The 21,002-nt window shown below is 37.6% G+C and carries 8 protein-coding genes and 1 CRISPR repeat array; all 8 genes read left to right on the top strand.

Annotation, left to right across the window (positions count from 1 at the left end; genetic code table 11):
• Positions 1-28 precede the first annotated feature (28 nt).
• Positions 29-2,037: direct repeats of the CRISPR family, unit length 32 nt; unit sequence GTCGCACGCCGTGTGCGTGCGTGGATTGAAAC.
• A 1,575-nt stretch (positions 2,038-3,612) separates the two neighbouring features.
• The 8 genes from ACUN8G_RS14055 (at position 3,613) to ACUN8G_RS14020 (ending at position 20,998) form a co-directional block, all read left to right on the top strand.
• Complete coding sequence (locus ACUN8G_RS14055; protein ID WP_437347760.1) at positions 3,613-7,749, top strand: two-component regulator propeller domain-containing protein; 4,137 nt, start codon at positions 3,613-3,615, stop codon at positions 7,747-7,749.
• Positions 7,750-7,866: 117 nt separating this feature from the next.
• Positions 7,867-9,363 carry a glycoside hydrolase family 30 protein gene (locus ACUN8G_RS14050; RefSeq protein ID WP_437347761.1) on the top strand — a complete coding sequence of 499 codons (1,497 nt, stop codon included), beginning with the start codon at positions 7,867-7,869 and terminating at the stop codon, positions 9,361-9,363.
• A 1-nt stretch (position 9,364) separates the two neighbouring features.
• Positions 9,365-10,246 carry a hypothetical protein gene (locus ACUN8G_RS14045; protein ID WP_437347762.1) on the top strand — a complete coding sequence of 294 codons (882 nt, stop codon included), beginning with the start codon at positions 9,365-9,367 and terminating at the stop codon, positions 10,244-10,246.
• A gap of 137 nt (positions 10,247-10,383) precedes the next feature.
• Positions 10,384-11,754, top strand: coding sequence for an MFS transporter (locus tag ACUN8G_RS14040; protein ID WP_437347763.1), 1,371 nt, complete (start codon positions 10,384-10,386; stop codon positions 11,752-11,754).
• Entirely contained in the window at positions 11,751-12,845 is a 1,095-nt protein-coding gene (locus ACUN8G_RS14035; protein WP_437347764.1) for a glycoside hydrolase family 16 protein, read from the top strand. The genes ACUN8G_RS14040 and ACUN8G_RS14035 overlap by 4 nt, the downstream gene beginning before the upstream one ends.
• Before the next feature lie 8 nt (positions 12,846-12,853).
• Positions 12,854-16,315: a 1,3-beta-D-glucan phosphorylase, GH149 family gene (locus tag ACUN8G_RS14030; RefSeq protein ID WP_437347765.1), complete on the top strand. Its 3,462-nt coding sequence runs from the start codon at positions 12,854-12,856 to the stop codon at positions 16,313-16,315.
• A gap of 16 nt (positions 16,316-16,331) precedes the next feature.
• On the top strand, positions 16,332-19,241 hold the full coding sequence (locus ACUN8G_RS14025) for a TonB-dependent receptor (protein WP_437347766.1): 2,910 nt from the start codon (positions 16,332-16,334) through the stop codon (positions 19,239-19,241).
• A gap of 83 nt (positions 19,242-19,324) precedes the next feature.
• Complete coding sequence (locus ACUN8G_RS14020; protein WP_437347767.1) at positions 19,325-20,998, top strand: T9SS type A sorting domain-containing protein; 1,674 nt, start codon at positions 19,325-19,327, stop codon at positions 20,996-20,998.
• The last annotated feature ends 4 nt before the right edge of the window (positions 20,999-21,002 follow it).

Here is a 21,002-nt window from a genome sequence, read left to right as displayed (position 1 = left end):
TAAAGCAACTATGAAATTTGTGCCCTACGTCGCACGCCGTGTGCGTGCGTGGATTGAAACCAAGGACAAATAGACTAAGCGCCGCAATTTCCAAAGTCGCACGCCGTGTGCGTGCGTGGATTGAAACCAAGGACAAATAGACTAAGCGCCGCAATTTCCAAAGTCGCACGCCGTGTGCGTGCGTGGATTGAAACAAGTACTGGTAATTATGCCACAGCAATGTTAAAGTCGCACGCCGTGTGCGTGCGTGGATTGAAACAATTCTTTCTTTGTAAAAGCTCAATTGTATTTTAGTCGCACGCCGTGTGCGTGCGTGGATTGAAACCCATGCTGTTGCCGTTAACTCTAAGAGCAAAACAGTCGCACGCCGTGTGCGTGCGTGGATTGAAACGAAAGCGGGATTTTGCTTTATTAAATTAATGTAGTCGCACGCCGTGTGCGTGCGTGGATTGAAACTAGCTAATCTCTGTGCGTTTTGTTCAGTGATGCTGTCGCACGCCGTGTGCGTGCGTGGATTGAAACACTCGACAATGTAAACGAGGGTAGTACTTACGGAGTCGCACGCCGTGTGCGTGCGTGGATTGAAACCATCGGATACGGGGGCAAAACAATAGCCCCCGGTGAAAGTCGCACGCCGTGTGCGTGCGTGGATTGAAACCATCACTCATTATACGATCGCGCAAGTTGCAATTGTCGCACGCCGTGTGCGTGCGTGGATTGAAACCGTCCCAGTGCGGTTTAATACTATCAAAGTATTAGTCGCACGCCGTGTGCGTGCGTGGATTGAAACTATATTTATTCGCTGTTCTACTGCTTTTGGAATAGTCGCACGCCGTGTGCGTGCGTGGATTGAAACGATGTAGGCTCGATTTTAGCAATGAAAGACGAGGTCGCACGCCGTGTGCGTGCGTGGATTGAAACGATATAGTTAATCCCTGCCCAAAAATAGGAAACGTCGCACGCCGTGTGCGTGCGTGGATTGAAACTATGATAATAATAACTATTAATGGAGGTAAAAAGTCGCACGCCGTGTGCGTGCGTGGATTGAAACAAGATAAATCGCCTGAAGAAATAAAAAAGCTATAGTCGCACGCCGTGTGCGTGCGTGGATTGAAACAGATAGATAATAGCAAAGAAGGGAAAATTATAGAGTCGCACGCCGTGTGCGTGCGTGGATTGAAACTCTAGCATACTATTTGCCCAGTCTGCTCTAATTAGTCGCACGCCGTGTGCGTGCGTGGATTGAAACAATCCCGAGAGGGACGAGTATCGAGCAGAAATGGCGTCGCACGCCGTGTGCGTGCGTGGATTGAAACAACAGAGTACGCAGAAGAGATCTACTCAGACGAGTCGCACGCCGTGTGCGTGCGTGGATTGAAACTAAATTAAGAAAGGAAAGAATGACAGAATATAAGTCGCACGCCGTGTGCGTGCGTGGATTGAAACTAAATATACTTTTACAAACACAGGTACACTTGAGCGTCGCACGCCGTGTGCGTGCGTGGATTGAAACACTATAATATATAATTAAATCGATATTTTTTACGTCGCACGCCGTGTGCGTGCGTGGATTGAAACTTTATAACCATTTTCTAAATATGTTTTTAAATTAGTCGCACGCCGTGTGCGTGCGTGGATTGAAACATTATATCGTTTATTTTTTAACCTTTTAAGAGCGTCGCACGCCGTGTGCGTGCGTGGATTGAAACGTGTCTATATCAAGTACCGCCTTATTGCTATTATGTCGCACGCCGTGTGCGTGCGTGGATTGAAACAACTGAGAATGTATACTCCTAATACAAAGAAAATGTCGCACGCCGTGTGCGTGCGTGGATTGAAACTGCATCGTGCTGCTTAATCAAATCTTCGATTTTGGTCGCACGCCGTGTGCGTGCGTGGATTGAAACAGCTAGTTGCAATCCTGCTGTGTTTGGATCAGGGTCGCACGCCGTGTGCGTGCGTGGATTGAAACCCTACATCATCCGAAGTTAATCCGTGCGAATTTGTCGCACGCCGTGTGCGTGCGTGGATTGAAACACACGTAAAATATCTGAAAGAACATTATAATATAGTCGCACGCCGTGTGCCTGCCTGACGGCAGTCAGGCGTGCATGGATTGAAACATAATTCTATCTCCTAATTTGTTATAACCGTTACCGTCGCACGCCGTGTGCCTGCCTGACGGCAGTCAGGCGTGCGTGGATTAAACCTGTTAAAACTAAATGTCCATATCCAACGAACAATAATAATTACCGCTGTTTCGTTTCCACTCACGATAAAGGAAATCTCAAATAAATGATTCTCAAAATATTTAAAGGCAGCGATGAATTTGTTAATAAACTTAAACAACGCAATTGCTGGGATTACAACACTGGAAAAGCTGCTCTTATAATTTCGGGATTTTCTCTATATAAAAATCAGCTTTCATTAATTGATTATAACCGACCTTCTATAAAAGATTTGCCAGACGTTTTTTTGAAGATATGCCGGAACTACTACTTCCAATAAAAAAATCGGGTTGGATGCTTTTGAAAAACAAGTTAAAAAGTTTTTTTAACCTTGAACCAAATGATTTTTTCGCTTTTTGATACCTAAGAGGGCGATAAAATTCTTTTTGCATATAATAGGTTAAAACACTTCTGTGAAAAACAAGATGGAGAGAATAGTTCGCTCCACTAATATTAAAACTTTGCAAGAGTCTTTTGAAGTTTATCAAAGTATTTAAAAATCTGATAAGGATTTTCTTGAATACAGAAAAACTTATATTGGATTATCCAAATACGAGATTTTTGTTTTAAAGAATGGAGAAAGATTCAACATTATCCTGGTATGCCTTCTCATATAATCTAAAAGATATTGACAGGGTTCATATAGGTATTTTAATCTAAAAACAAAAAAGCCCCGATAAATCGGGGCTCAATACTGTAAGCATTATCCAGGTCCGTGCCTGCTTACAGACGATGCAAAGTTATGCTCACGGAAGCACCTTACACCGTTAATCAAATCTATCATTTTATCAATCCCTTGTCAATGCCAGAACTATCTTCTCCTTAATATTCTCAATATCCTGATTGTTTAATTCCATAAATGGTCTTACAGGAATTCTATTTGAGCCCATGATTTTTCTATCCTTGCTTTTAGAAATACTATCTTTTGTTACAAATAAATAGCCAACTTTTTAATGGTTATCTCTGCCTAAAATTATTAATACGTTTGATTTTAATGTTTCTTATCAAAATATACTACAGTATGCTGCTTTAATTAATATAATATTGCAATACTCTAATCTTTATAATGGTCTTAACCTAAACGATTTTATAGGGAAAAGGTAATATTAGTAAACAAATAAAGCAGATGAGATGTTTTAGAATTGACAAAATTTTTACTGATACACTTTACTTAAACATCTCAAAATAACAGGTTAATCTTAAAATAGATTTGCCCTCATTATATTTTTAGTTTTTTCTGAAAAATATTAGTGAAAAATATATTGTAATACACGTTTAAAGTAGTATTCCGATTTCATTTCCCAATCAGTTGGAATTTATTATTTTAGTGTACGGAAATAAGAATGGGGGATTCCATTTTGATAAAAATTTTATGGTGAAATTTATGTCGGGCTTCCGACTTAAAATTGTTTTTATATTATTGTTGACATTTCACATTTCAGTTAGTGCTCAATATAAAAGTCTACGTTTCGAGCATTTCACACCAAATGAAGGATTATCGCGAGCAAGTGTCACCTGTATTATTCAGGATAAAAAAGGATTTATCTGGGCTGGAACATTTAACGGTTTAAACCGTTTTGACGGCTACGATTTTCATATATATCATTATGTTCAAAATGATTCTTCGAGTTTGAGTCATAATTACATCTCTTCGATTGCACTGGATTACAAAGGTAACCTATGGGTGGGTACAAGCGATGGCTTGAATAAATATGTAAGTTCACGTGATGAATTTGTACGTTATCGTCAAAATAGAAAAAATCCTTTTTCGATCAGCGACAATCAAATTGAAACAATTTATGAAGATAGACAAAAGCGGCTCTGGATCGGTACACGTAATGGTGGACTTAATTTATACGACGAGAAAACCAACAGGTTCAAACATTATTATTATGGAAAAAATAGTCCCTTTAGAATTAGCAGTAATTTTGTAAGAGAAATTTTCGAAGATAAAAAAGGGAGGCTCTGGATAGGTCATTGGAGCGGGGCAATCGATATAAAACATAAAGGCGACTCAGTATTTAAGCCGCTCAAATTAAACGGTAAAAAACTTACAAATATGCCCATCACTGCAATTTCCCAATCGAAGGACGGAACTATCTGGATTGGAACACAGGGCGATGGACTACTAAGACTTTCTTTCGATGAGGATGATTCGTTTACAGTAAAAAGATATCACCATAACCCTGCCAATAAAAACAGTATAAGCGGAAATGTTATCTTTTCTCTTATGATTGACCAAAACGGATTTATTTGGATTGGAACAGAAGACGAAGGTTTATCAATATATGACCCGTTCAACGATTATTTCTTAACTTACAAAGCAAACCCGATCGATCCATTTAGTTTAAATAATAATTCGATCTATACAATTTTTGAAGATAGAGACGGTAATGTATGGCTTGGAACCTATGCTGGGGGAATTAATCTTGTGGTAAAAGGGAAAGCATATTTTCATCATTATAAAAATTTACCGGGCGATAATTATTCTCTGGGACATAATATTGTAAATAACTTCTGGGAAGACGATAAAGGAAATATCTGGATTGCTACAGGTGGAAGTGGGATCGATATTTTCGACAGAAAAACCAATCGTTTTTTGCACAAAAAACTAAGAAAAAATGATGGCAGTATTGATGTAGTACTTTCTTTTTATGAGGACAGTAGAGGTAATCTCTGGATAGGCACATGGGGTAATGGCCTTTTCAAGTATAATCCTAAAACTGAACAATTTACTCATTATACCAAAGAGAGTCACGGATTAGCAAGTGATAATATTTTTCAGATGGTTGAAGACGACCATCATCGATTGTGGCTTTGTACTTTCTGGGGTGGACTTACCCGTCTGGATATTGAATCTGGAAGTGTAAAAATTTACAATACGAGAAATTCGGGCATAAGTGACAACGACTTGAGAGCCATAATTAAAGACCATTCAAACAATCTCTGGATCGGAACGGATATAGGCCTCGAACTCTTCAATCCCAAGACCGAAACATTCAAGTTATTCAGGCATAATAACGAGAATCCCAAAAGTATTACTAAGGGATTTGTCACTTTTATTTTAGAAGCTCATGATTCTTCACTCTGGATTGGCACTACAAGCGGACTCAATAAATATGAACCAAAAACAGATGGATTCATTCATTATACTACTAAAGACGGTTTAGCTGGCGACGAAGTTATGGCAATTGTAGAAGATAAGAATAATATTTTATGGATTAGTACTACTAAAGGGATTACTCGTTTTAATCCATCCGACGGTTCGGTTAAAAACTATGACGTATCAGATGGCCTACAGAGCGGTGAATTTACTGCACGTTGCGGGTATATGACTTCTAAAGGAGAAATTTTATTTGGCGGGAATAATGGATTTAATCTGTTTGAACCCGACAAACTAATTGACAATAAATCGATACCACCTGTTTATATTACCGACCTGAAAATTTTTAATAAACCGGTAGCAGTCAATAAAGAAGATTCCCCATTGAAAGAAAATATTGTCGACACAAAACAATTAATCCTTTCTTATAAGCATTCGGTTATCTCTTTTGGATTTGTCGCATTAAATTACAACAGTCCAGAAAAAAATCAGTATGCTTATATGTTAGAAGGCTTCGATAAAGATTGGAATTATGTGGGTAACCTAAGAACAGCTACGTATACAAACCTCGATGCTGGCAAGTACAGATTCAAAGTTAAAGCATCGAATAATGATGGAGTCTGGAACGAAGAGGGAGCGGTATTAAATATTGTGATTGAACCGCCATTCTACAAAACCTGGTGGGCTTACCTTATTGAATTTTTGATGTTAAGCAGTATTGCATATTTTATATCAAACTATTACATCAGCAGAAAACGCCTCAGAAATGCATTAAAAAAAGAGCATCTTGAACTCGAAAAAATGTACGAACTCGACCACCTAAAAAATCAATTTTTCACAAACGTATCACACGAACTTCAGTCGCCGCTTACCCTCGTTCTCAGTCCTCTTGAAAAACTGATTTCTTCCGAAGAAGTCGGGGATAAAATAAAGAACAACTTGATGGTCATCTATCGCAATGCCAAACGACTTCATAGAATGGCCAATCAATTGAAAGATTTGAATAAACTCGATACTGGAGACCTAAAATTATACCTGTCGAGAGGGGATATTATTAATTTCATACGGGAGAGTACATTTTCTTTCCATGATTTTGCTATTGACCATAATATCGATTTTCGCTTTTCAGCTGGAGTTGAAAATTATACGGCTTGGTTTGACGCCGATAAAATCGACAAGATTCTTTATAACTTGCTTTCAAATGCTTTTAAATTTACACCCGACGGCGGTACTATTTCAGTTTCTGCAAATATAATTGATTCTAACGCTTACAAAGGGAACAGCTCTGAAGAGAAAGCGAAAAATTACCTCGAAATTATTGTTGAGGATAATGGTATAGGTATTCCTGAACATAAAATTAAACATATTTTCGAACGCTATTATCATATTGAAGATTATAAAGGCAAGCGCTACGATGGTATGGGAATTGGACTCGCACTTGTCCATGAACTGGTTAACCTTTATAAAGGTTGTATACTGGTTGATAGTAAGGAAGGCGAGGGAGCTAAATTTACAGTACAAATTCCTGTTGATGAACATTTTCTGGAGGAAAATCAGCTTGTTGCAAAATTCAAAATGTCGTCGAGTAATCAATTTTTAGGCGAGCAAATTAACAATAAGAACGGTGAGGCATCACTCAGTAAATATAAATTACACAACGTTCCTGTTTTATTAATCATTGAAGACGATTATGAAATAAGGGAGTATATAAAAAATTCATTCCAGTATGCCTACCGCATTCACGAGGCTGAGGACGGGGAGACGGGATTTAAAAAAGCAATGCAGATTATACCCGATATTATAATAACTGATATCAAAATGAAAAAATTAGACGGTATCACATTATGCAATAAACTCAAAAACGACGACAAAACAAGTCACATCCCGGTTATTATACTAACCAGTTATAATACACAAGATTATCACATTAAGAGTATTAATCAGGGTGCCGATGCTTATTTACCGAAACCGTTTAATATTAGCGTTCTCGAAGCATACATAACGAACCTTCTTGAGTCAAGAAAGAAAATGCAGGAAAAATTTAGTAAGGAATTTATTTTCGGAGATTCGAAAATTCCTTTAACCGACATCGATGCTCAGTTCCTCGATAACCTTGTGAAAATAATTGAAGATCATATCTCCGACGAAAAATTCAACGCTGACATGCTGAGTAAAGAAATTGGCATGAGCAGAATGCAGTTATACAGAAAACTTCGCGGTTTGACTGACCAGACAGTACACGAATTCATTCGAAACATAAGGTTGAAAAAAGCAACACAGCTGCTCGAGCAGAAGAAAATGACCATTACGGAAATTGCCTATGCCGTAGGTTTCAACGACCTGACGTATTTTGCCCGCTGTTTCAAAAAACAATACGGCAAATCGCCTTCTGAATACATGTCTAATAAAAATAACTGACCTATTTCTTTCCTTATCAGAATGTTACTATAGTCCTAAATTTTGTTACTAACGTACAAGACTGTAATGTTAATTTCAGGTATTTTGTCTTTTAGCCATTTTTTTACTGGAGGAATTATGAAGGGGGAAAAATTATTCTTTATTTTATTGATAGTTATTGCAACAGCCTGTGCCCATAAGGAATATTATTATAAGGAAGCAATTGTTGTCCAGACTTCAAAGTCGGGCGATAAGTTGACCAACAAAGGAACTTTCAATTTAAGCTCACAATCGAATAACACCGACATTGTAATTAAACTCTACCCAGATTCACTTTATCAACAAATAATTGGATTTGGCGGGGCATTTACCGAAGCCTCAGCTTACGTTCTAAATCAGATTAGTCGTGAAAAGCGAACTGAGGTACTTAATGCATATTTTTCAGAATCGGGAGCTGATTATTCATTAATGCGAACTCACATCAATAGTTGTGATTTTTCATTGAGGAATTACTCTTACGATGAAGTTCCTGGTGATACGGCACTCGAACATTTTAGTATCAAGGAAGATATTGATGACCTGGTACCATTAATAAAAGATGCAAAACAAATTTCAGCGGATGGTTTTAAATTATTGGCTTCTCCATGGACAGCCCCACCATGGATGAAAGATAATAACGACTGGAACGGTGGAGCATTAAAACCCGAATTCTATCCCGTCTGGGCTAAATTCTTTGTTAAATATATAAGAGCTTATGACAGCCTTGGTATTGATATATGGGGTGTAACCGTTGAGAACGAGCCACTGGGTAACGGTGAGCAATGGGAAAGTATGATTTATACCCCAGAACAAATGGCAGATTTTATTAAAAATCATTTAGGCCCTCTTTTCAGAAAAGAAGGTATTGATGCGAATATATTGATTTATGATCAGAACAGAGATGAAGTGGTTCAGTGGGCAGAAAAAATTCTTAAAGACCAGGAAGCAGCAAAATATGTATGGGGAACTGCTGTTCACTGGTACAGCAGTACGATTTCGTGGTATCCTGAAGCTTTAAACGAAGTTCATGCAAAATTTCCAAACAAACATTTAATGCATACAGAAGGCTGCATCGATGCTGAAGTTCCTGTATGGAAAGACGACCTCTGGTACTGGAGCAAAGAGGCAACCGATTGGGGGTATGATTGGGCATCTCCTGAAACCAGGCACCTCCATCCAAAATATATTCCTGTTTTTAGATACGCACGTGATATTATAGGAGGACTTAACAGTTGGTTGACAGGGTGGATCGATTGGAATATTGTGCTTGACGACAAGGGCGGGCCAAATCATGCAAAGAACTGGTGTATTGCACCGGTCATCGTTAAACCAGAAAAAAACGAAGTCTATTACACTCCGCTCTATTACATAATGTCACATTTCAGTAAGTATATAAGACCAGGCGCCCACAGAATAAAACTTGATATCAATAATTCCGACATCATGTCGACGGCGGCCATCAACGGAGATAAATCGATTGCAGTGGAAATTTTCAATCCGACAGAAAAAGAATATAAATACTCAATCGAAATTGAAGGAAAATTTATCAATTACTCTATCCCAGGAAATTCATTACAAACGATCATTATTAAATGATATGCCCGTAGAATTAAATAGCGATAGCTTGAGTCTTATAATTGACCTGCCCCATGAAGGCTATTCAGGTTCACGGTTTGACTACACAGGGAAAATTAGGAAGGTCATTTATGAAGATTTGCATATCGGTACATCGGAAACAGAAATTTATGATACTAAAAAAGGTTGTGGGTTTTTTAATGAATTTGGTATCGACTCACCTTTAGGTTACGATGAAGTTGATGTAGGTGAGGAGTTTGTCAAACCAGGAGTTGGTTATCTGAAAAAGGTGTCGTATGATCTTTACGATTTCTTTTATGAGTACTCGTTTCGCCCTTTCAATTATGATTATTGGATCGACAAAGAGAAAATTATCTACCATTATAAATGCGATTTCAATGGTTACGGTTTTGAAGTCCTAAAAGAAATTGTTCTAACCGGCAATCGGTTCAATATAAAATATAAATTTGAAAATACGGGCGAAAAAGTAATCCAGACCAATGAGTATGTTCACAATTTTATTTCCATTAATTCGAATAATCTATCGAAAAATTATCGACTGATCTTTCCTTTTCAAATCATAAAAGATGATATTAAAAAAGTTAACGATAAAGAAAACAAGTTAATTTTTCACGAAAATTTAATTAGCTGGAATGATGAACCAAAGACAGAATTTTTTCTGGATACCATAAAAAGTAATTGTAGTGCAATATGGACAATTTCAAACAGGATGTTAGGGTGCGAAATATCCGAGAAAGGGGATTTTACTGCATATAAAATTAATTTATGGGGAAAACGCCATGTAGTGAGTCCAGAATTATTCAAAAAAATTGAATTAAATCCTAGCCAGAAAGAAGAATGGAGCCGAACTTTTTCATTTAACAGGATCCATGAAAACGTTTGAAAATAACGAAATTAGATACAATTAGCCCGTGTTACTATTGTACTATAGATTGTTACTATAAGCCGAGTGTATACTTTAATAAATTATTTTTTTTGCAACCATCGAGCCAGCATTATTAGAAAATATTGGAGTAAAAAATGGAGCATAATGGCGAGAAATTATCCCTGAAAGAGAAGATCGGATACGGTCTGGGAGATACTGCTTCGAATCTTTATTTCCAGATGTTTGTCAATTTTTTGTTGTTCTTTTATACGGACATATTCGGAATACCAGCAGCAGCTGCCGGCACGATGTTGATGGTCTCCCGTATCTGGGATGCAGTTAACGACCCGATTATGGGGGTTATAGCAGACAGAACCAATTCAAAGTGGGGAAAATTTAGACCATATTTGATCTGGATGTCCGCTCCTCTGGCAATATTTGGAGTGCTGGCCTTCATAACTCCACCTTTCGATGTAACAGGTAAAATTATTTATGCCTACATAACTTTTACTCTTGTAATGATGGCATACACTGCAGTAAATATTCCCTATTCGGCTTTGATGGGAGTTATATCTCCAAATTCTCTTGAAAGAACGAGCGTTTCGACTTATCGTTTCGTGCTTGCATTTGTTGGTGCGTTTATAGTTCAAGGTTTAACTTTACCACTTGTTAATTTTTTTGGCGGAGGCAATCAGGTATTAGGCTTCCCATTTACGATGGGTGTCTACGGAATCCTTGCTTGCATTTTATTCTATATTACATTTAAAACTACTCGTGAAAGAGTCGTTGTCTCGTCAGAACAAAAATCTTCTTTGAAAGATGATATTAAAGATTTAATTCGGAACCGCCCCTGGATGTATTTACTTGTAATGGGAGTTTTTACGCTCGGCTATATAATTATTCGAAGCGGCACAATTATTTACTATTTTAAGTATTACGTCGGTAGCGAAGCTCTTGCGTCGCTCTTTATGGTACTCGGTACAATTGGCGTTATTGCAGGCGTGGCATCCACTCAATTCTTTGCGAAAAAATTCGGTAAAAAAAGATTCTACATTTTCGTAATGTCATTGACTACAATATTGACAGTCCTTTTTTATTTCCTGCCAGCCGACCAGATTTTTTTGATTTTCGCTCTCCATGTTTTAATCTCATTCATAATGGCACCGCAGGCTCCATTGTTGTGGGCAATGTATGCCGACACGGCTGACTATTCTGAATGGAAAAATGAAAGACGAGCTACCGGACTAGTATTTTCTGCAGCTACGTTTGCCCAGAAATTTGGTATTGCCTTCGGAGGAGGATTGGCAGGATGGCTGCTGGCTCTTTTCGGCTTTGTTCCAAATACAGACCAAACCCCTGAAACTTTAAATGGAATTAAAATGATGATGAGTTTTATTCCCGCAGTTGGAACTTTTGTTGCCACTATTGCCGCGTTCTTTTATGAACTTGACGATAATACAATGAAGAAAATTGAACTTGACCTAAAATTGAGAAAAGGTGAAGTACAACAGGAGGCTATAAAATGAAAACCAAAATTTTATGTATTATTTTCTTAGCTCTGACATTACAGGTAGAATTGACATATTCCCAGGAATATCAATTGGTCTGGTCAGACGAATTTGACGGCACTGAACTAAACCCAGATAAATGGGATTTTCAGATTGGCAACGGGCCGCCAGCAGGTTGGGGTAATAATGAACTTGAATACTACAGAAAAGAAAATGCAACTGTAAGTGACGGTTTTCTTACCATTACAGCAAAGAAAGAAAATTATCAAGGTTTTTCTTATACATCTTCACGCATAAGGACTCTCCACAAGGGAGACTGGAAATATGGAAAGTTTGAAATCCGCGCGAAGATGCCAAAAGGTAAAGGACTCTGGCCCGCAATCTGGATGATGCCAACTGATAATGTTTATGGCGGATGGGCTGCAAGTGGTGAAATAGATATTATGGAATATCTCGGTCACGACACTACTACAGTTTATGGCACTCTTCACTACGGTGGTACGTGGCCAAATAATGTACATACGGGTAAATCTTACACCCTCAAATCAGGTGGTTTTAATGAAGACTTCCATACTTTCACTCTAATCTGGGAAGAAGGAAGAATCGATTGGTATGTTGACGGACAATTGTATCAAACGCAAACGCATTGGTATACATCTGGGCATAGTTTTCCAGCACCTTTCGACCAGCGATTTTATCTAATCATCAATCTGGCTGTGGGCGGTAACTGGCCAGGTAATCCCGACGGTTCTACTAAATTCCCACAAGAATTTGTTATCGATTATGTAAGAGTTTATCAAAAAGTTAGTACGGATATTAATGACGAAAATAATTCGGGAAAACCGGCGGATTTTTATCTGGGACAAAATTACCCAAATCCATTTAACTCACAAACTGTAATAGAATACAGGCTGCCCAAAGCTTCTAATGTTAAAATTACTCTTTACAACATGTATGGACAAACTACCGGTGTATTGGTGGATAAATATCACAATGCAGGTAGCTATAAATATTCTTTTGATGCAACGAATCTGAGTTCTGGAATTTATACTTATTCATTAAATGCCGGGGGGCACACAAAAAGTCGTAAGCTTGTATTAATAAAATAATTGTTGATATGAATAAAAATAGTATACAAATTGGTTTTTATCCTCTTCGTTACGAAACTAAAAACGTTAAAAACGAGATATTGAAAATCGATAACGAAGAATTTAATTGTATACGCAATTTTGATTTAATGAATTCTTTCCTGATGAGTATTGTAAGCAGTTCGGACCTCTGGATGTTCATTTCGAGTTACGGTAGCCTTACTGCTGGCCGTATCGATCCCGACCATGCATTATTTCCTTATTATACGGAAGACAAAATTCACGACAGTCGCGACATTACTGGTAGCAAAACAATATTTATCGTACGAAAAGATTCGAATAATTTTTTGTGGGAACCTTTCTCTAGTAAATATGAAGGCATTTATAACATTGAAAGAAATATATATAAAAGTATTTCGGGTAATAAAATAATTTTTGAAGAAGTAAATCACGACCTGAAATTAGCTTTCAAATATCAATGGACATCGTGCGATAAATATGGATTCATAAAAAAATCGTCTTTAGTAAATTTAGACGATTACGATGTAGCCGTCAGATTGCTCGACGGGATAATGAATATTATGCCTTCGGGAACGAATCGAAGATTCCAGCTTGAATATAGCGTTCTGCTCGATGCATATAAAAAGAATGAGCTGATCGAAGATGTTAACCTCGGCATTTTTACACTAAGTTCTGTGCCTACAGATAGAGCCGAACCGAATGAATCCCTCGAAACTACTGTCGCCTGGTCTTGTGGCTTGCATGAACCAGACATTCTCCTTTCAACTAATCAATTCGATAAGTTCAGAAGCGATTCGGATATTACTAAAGAACTACACTCTAACGGTCAACGAGGATGTTATTTCCTCCATTCTGAAATTAATTTAAGATCCAATGAACTAAAGAGCTGGTATATTGTTGCCGATGTTGATTATGACCATGTAAAACTGACTGAACTAATTTCGTTACTCGATTCGGGTGTCGATATCGCATCGTCAATTGAAAAAGAAATTGATGCTGATACTTCTAAACTAAATTTATTAATTGCAAAAGCTGATGGCTACCAACTGTCGAGCGATCGATTGACAAATTATCGTCACCTGTCGAATGTAATGTTTAACATTATGAGAGGCGGAGTTTTCGAGAATAATTATTATATCGACAAAACCGATTTTGTAAAATACCTGCGTTCAATAAGCTTCTTTTTATATAATAAATATCTATCAATGCTGGAAAATCTACCTGATGAATTTACGAGGGATGAGCTTATACAATTTGTCCATAAAACGGGTGAAAAAGAATTACTTAGGATTGCAATCGAGTACTTGCCTTTGTCGTTCAGCAGAAGGCATGGCGACCCGAGCAGACCGTGGAATTTATTCTCGATTAATATTAAAAATGATGACGGAAGCAGAGTTTATAATTACCAAGGTAACTGGAGAGATATATTCCAGAATTGGGAAGCCTTGTCTTATTCTTTTCCTGAATATATCGAGTCGATGATATTCAAATTCCTGAATGCTTCTACTGCAGATGGATACAATCCATATAGAATTACCAAAGAAAGTTTTGATTGGGAAGAATTGGATCCTGAGGATGAATGGTCTTATATCGGATACTGGGGGGATCATCAAATTATTTACCTTTTACGACTTCTCGAAAACCTGGCTAAATTCAAACCTGGCAGATTAAAAGAATTGCTCGAGGAAGATTTATTTGTCTTCTCTAACGTACCATATAGAATAAGACCTTATGATGAAATTCTAAAAGACCCCAGGAATTCAATCAACTTCGACCATGATTTGAATCGCACAATCAAGAAAAAAGTGTTAATGCTGGGCGAGACGGCTAAATATCTGCTTGATAAAAATGAACTACCTATTAGAGCCACACTGGCTGAAAAACTATTAATTCCGCTATTGACAAAAATTTCGAATTTTGTGCCCGAAGCCGGTATCTGGATGAATACTCAAAGACCCGAATGGAACGACGCTAATAATGCCCTTGCCGGTTATGGAGCTTCGATGGTCACTCTTTATTACATACGACGCTATATTACTTTTATGCTCGATTTAATCGATACTCTTGACAAAGAAAATCTTACACTTAGAAAAGAGCTATTCGAATTTGTTGATGCTATTGCAAAAATATTTTCAGAAACAAAGAATTTATTCAATGAAAAATTAAATGACGAAAACAGGAAAAAAATTGTTGACGCTTTAGGGAAAGCAGGGAGCGATTATCGTCATAAGATTTACAAGAACGGTTTCAGCAACACAAAAATAAGTTATAACAAAATAGAACTGCTGGAATTATTAAAATTAATGCTGCAGATAGTTGATCATTCAATTAAATTCAATGCGAGGGAAGACGGATTATACCATTCGTATAATTTGATCGACATTAAAGATAATGCTATCTCGATACGTCGTCTCAGTGTAATGCTCGAAGGACAGGTAGCAATTCTTAGTTCAGGCTATTTGTCCGGTAGTGAAGTATGCGACCTGCTCGACAGTCTTAGAAACAGCGCATTATACCGCGCAGATCAAAATAGTTATATGCTCTATCCTGAAAAAGTATTACCCGCATTTCATGAAAAAAATTTGATACCGAAAGAAGAAGTTGAAAAGTCGGAACTTTTTAAAGTAATGCTTTCCAAGTGCGATTACAGAATTATTGTTCAAGATAAAAAAGGTAATTATCACTTCAAAAAACATTTACGCAACTCAGCATTGCTCAAAAAAGAGATGGAAAAATTAGTTGATGATTACAAAAGTCTGGTTGAGAAGGAGAAAGATTTGGTCATAAAAATATACGAAAAAGTATTTCAGCATCTCTATTTCACAGGCAGATCTGGAACATTTTATAAGTATGAAGGCATCGGCAGTATTTACTGGCATATGGTTTCAAAGTTGTTACTGGCAGTAGAAGAAAATTTTTATGGAGTTCTTTATTCCGGTAAAAATCTCAATCTATTAAATAAACTAAAAGAACACTATTATGAAATAAAGGAAGGTTTAGGAATACATAAATCGCCAGATAAGTACGGTGCCTTTACTACCGATCCATATTCACATACGCCGTTAAATTCTGGCGTTCAACAGCCTGGACTTACTGGGCAGGTAAAAGAAGATATAATTTCAAGATTGGGCGAACTCGGAATTGTTATCAATGAAGGAAAAATTTCTTTTATACCTCAGCTTTTAAACGATGATGAATTTCTGAATAAATCCCAGATATTCAACTATTTCGATGTCTCTGGTAAAGAACAAACAATGATACTAAATGCAGGCATGTTAATATTCACATTCTGTCAGGTACCGATTGTTTATTCAATTTCGGATGAATCAAAGATTATTGTCAATTTAAATGACGGCGAACGTGAAGTGGAAACAGGTTTACACCTTTCAGAAAAATGGAGTAGTTCGATATTCCGGAGAGAAAATAAAATATCGAGCATTATTGTATTGATAAATAATATAAATAAGTAATAAACATAGGTGGCTTATGAAGAGGTTACAAAACTATCTTATGATACCGTTACTTCTGTTCTTATTGATCCACGGTATTATTTATGGAAGTTCAAAGATCAGGGGCAAGGTGACCGATAAGGGGACGGGGGAACCGATACCTGGAGCAAATGTAATTCTAAAAAATACAAATCTTGGAGCGGCAACCGATATTGAAGGCGAGTATATGATTATCGCTGTTCCATCTGGAAAATATACGCTTCAAATTTCTTATCTGGGCTATAAATCCCAGCAGTACGAAATTGAAGTCCCCGACAACAGGACTCTCGAATTTAATGCACAACTCGAATACATGGTTCTTGAAGGAGAGGAAATATTAATAACAGCACAAGCTGAAGGACAGGTACAGGCAATTAACCAGCAGAAAAGTGCATTAACTGTGAAGAATATAGTATCAGCAGCCAAGATTGAAGAGCTTCCAGAAGCAAATGCAGCAGAGGCTGTTGGTCGCTTGCCCGGAATATCTTTGTTACGTGAAGGAGGCGAAGGTAGCAAAGTTGTAATTAGAGGGTTGTCGCCTCAGTACAATAAAATTCAATTGAACGGTGTTAGTATGGCTGCCACAGGTGAAGCAGACAGAAGCGTCGATCTGAGTATGATATCACCTTACATACTATCGGGAATTGAAGTCAGTAAAACAGCAATGGCTGACCAGGAAGCCGATCACTTGGGTGGTACAGTTAATTTTATTTTGAAAGGAGCTCCCAAAAAACCGTCGTTTAATTTTACAGCTCAGGGAGGTTATAACGGTTTACGCGACGAAATTGGCAATTATTATTATGTACTGGGTGGAGGTAAACGATTCTTCGACGATAAACTCGGTGTGTTTACTCAGATTAATCTTGAAAGAACAGATAGAAGCAATAACAGCGCAGGCGCGGGCTACCAAATGCAGCACGATACTATTACTTTAGCTAACAGTTTAAATCTGGAAGATATCGATCGCGTCAATAAACGTATGGGCGGAGTACTCGTATTCGATTATGAGTCAGCAACCACAAAAATTAAGTTGTCGAACACATTGAATAAAATCGATATCAACACCTTCTTGCGACAGGAAAATTTTGACGCTGTTGGAAGAAATCATAATTATTATGGTAATTATTCAGAACGTGACTTACACACAATGATTAACGCTCTTGACGTTGAACAATTTATTGGTAACGTAAAAATAACAGGTGGTGTAAGTTATTCCCGATCATCAAATAAATTACCCGAACAAATTTCGATGAATGCTCAAGAAGCAAATGCGTTCGTAAGAAACTGGACGTGGGACGATTATCAGATCTATCCTTTTGATATTGTTACTAAAGCTTTGAATGATACCACAAAGACATACCTTAATAGACTTGTTAAGAGCAGCAGTGATATGCTCGAAGAAGAAGAGGCTGCAAATTTAAATTTCGAGTTTGGATTTAAGATTGGTAGTGCAGATTTAAAACTGAAGTTCGGCGGTGAATATAAACATAAATATAAAAAGTACGACTATGAGCAAAGCGAAATCCCAATTGCCTGGAATGACCTCGACATTGTAAGGCTATATCTTAAAGATAGATTTGGATTAACAAACTATGATATTGCTGGAGATTTTCCTTATGCTCCTTTTATAGATAGGAATTACAATGCCGGTGATTTTAAGGCAGGTGTTGATTATACCATAAGTCGTGTTCCCAATAAAAATACAATGGTAGATGTTTATCACGAAATTGAAAATCTAACAAGTGTGCGTGGTATTCCTACAGGAAAAACAGTTTATTATGACTATGTACCTTCAATTTCAAATGACTATTACGGTTACGAAAATTATTTTGGCGCATATATAATGCCTACGATCACTTTGGGTGGCAACAAAGTGATATTTATTCCGGGTTTCAGATATGAGTATAACAAAACAGAATATACTGCTAACAGGTCGAACAGTCCGGGAAGAGATACCGATCCTTATGTTTACTTTCCATACACTTCAACACGGAAGAATGAGTATCTGCTCCCGATGGTTCATCTAAAGTATCAGGTTAACTATTGGTTTGATATCAGAGCCAGCTACACACAAACTCTATCTCGTCCCGATTATGTCAGAATAATACCCACCTGGACTACCTATGGCAACAGTATTACCTGGAACAATGTAAATCTGAAGCCTGCTGAAGCAAAAAATTTAGATCTCTTCTTATCGTTCTACTCTGATAAGTTGGGACTGTTAACTTTTGGCGTATTCAACAAGCAAATCGAAGGTTTTATTTACGGCACTACAACATGGATTGCCGATTCTTCTTATTTACAACCGGAATGGCCGGAAAGTGTAAAACCAGGCGGACAAATTAACGGATTTATCAACAATCCAAACACTGCAAAACTTTGGGGTATTGAAGCAGAATGGCAATCGAATTTCTGGTTTCTGCCTGGCATCTGGCGTGGACTTGTTATTAACGTCAATTACACTTATACCAACTCCGATCTCAAGTATCCTAGGACAGTGCCTATTTATCAATATGTACAGGTAGGACCTATTAAAATACCTAAAATAGTTGGCACTGGCGACGGAAGTTATAATGCACGTCTTCTTGACCAACCTACGCATATTTTCAATTTTACCGTCGGATTCGATTACAAAGGATTTTCAGTGCGTGGTTCAGCTCAGTTCAAATCCGACGTATTCCGTGCTGACAACTGGTACAAAGAGTTACAACAAACAACCGATCCCCTCACACTCTGGACTGTGAAGGTAAGACAAATGCTACCAGTTGATGGTCTGCAGATTTACTTTAATATCAATAATCTGACCAAAGCAGTGGACCAGACATCAAATTACGGTACGGGATGGTTCAGCTATAGAAGTTATTACGGTCTGACAGCTGATCTTGGTATTACTTATTCACTCAATTAATCTTAAGGAGGTCTTTTGATAAATAGCAAAATTATTAATTGTCCAGTTAAATACTATAACAAACCAATCAATTAGGAGGTACAATGAAACTAAAAAAACTTTTACTGTTTATTTTGATGTTAACACTCTATGGGGGAGTAACACTTGCACAGCAGACAGATACAGTTTATGTTCCAGCAAACAAATCTAATGGCGAGCCATATGTAAATTCACTAATCGATTATATTGTAGCCGACACTAACGCTGCAGGTGAGCAACTGCATTCTGTTTATAAACTTGAAAGAGGAAATTTCTATATAGTAGATAAGGCAGTCGATTTAAAGAATCCAGTTAAGATAGTTGCTGATCCTCCAGTAGAAAATGATCCACAAAAAGCCCCACCGAAAATCTTATCGAATGTAACAGCAGATGGTGGAACAGCTACAATGAATTTGATCAATACCTGGGCAGACATTACTATTAAAAATGTTTGGCTTGCAGGTATTGATGTAGGCGGTCAAAATAGAGGATGGGGATTTGGACAGGCGCTGGCCGTTCAGGATTCTTTTGTGACTGTAACGCTTGACGGCGTATGGCTCGATTATAATGGATGGTCTGCCATTGCAACTGCTCAGCCACATACAAGCTGGTTCATAAATAATCTGCATGCTCGTAATGAACAAAACCCTGGTGACCAATGGACAACATTTGTATTTTTCTTTGAACAGGCAGGTGTTGTTGACACCTTTGTTGCCAAAAATTGTACATATTTCCAATCGAACAGCTTCTTTATATTCCCGCCAGATGTTGTTCAATATATTGAAGTTGATCACTGTACTTTTGTGAACCTGCTGAAATGGCCTTTCCATGAAACCCAATGGCTCAAAGCAAAATTTACCAATAATATTTTCTATAATGTAAGTGCACTTTCTTTAACCGAAAAGGAAGAAGAAGGACAGGACCCTGACCATCTTGAATATGGTCTTATTAATGTTGATACACTTGCAGCAAATGAACTGGGCGAACCTGGTGAGTACACAATTCCAGAAAGCGAGAGAGAAATTATTGTAAAGAACAATCTTTATTATTTCACACAGGACTTACAGGATTATTGGGCTAGTAATGATAGCGTTAAAGCTCAGTTATGGATGAACAGCTGTACCAGGGCCATGTTTGATAATGATACCGAATGGCCAGGTTTAGTTGAAGAAAATACCTGGAATCAGGACCCGATGTTCAACGATTTCCCAAAACTTCCTGAAGCTACTGCAAAGTTAGTTCAAGTATGTAAAGATATAAGAGCCGGTTCTACACACGAATGGGACTGGGATGCAGACCAGGTTTCAGATCCACAGTTCTATCGCCTGCTCAATCCATATCCACTTCCAGAGAACTTCAAATCTTACGCTGGCTTGGTAGGAACAGACGGTCTTCCGCTGGGTGATCTGAATTATTATCCTGGATTGGTCAGTGTAGAAGAAAATTCACAGAGTGTTCCGAATAATTTCGAACTGTTGCAAAATTATCCAAATCCGTTCAACCCCTCTACAATTATCAGATTCAATTTGAACAAATCCGGCTACGTTAAATTAAACGTATTCAATCTTCTCGGAGAAAAAGTAATTACTTTAGTTGACGAAGTTAAAAATGCAGGCAGTCATTTTGTAACATGGGATGGAAAAAATTCCGCGGGAATCAATGTACCTGCTGGTATCTATTTCTACAAGCTTGAGATGGAAAATAATATCCAGGTCAAGAAAATGACATTACTTAAATAGCCTC

This window comes from Melioribacter sulfuriphilus (assembly GCF_052656625.1).
The sequence above is the reverse complement of the archived record's forward strand: the minus strand, read 5'-3'. Positions and strand labels throughout refer to the sequence as shown.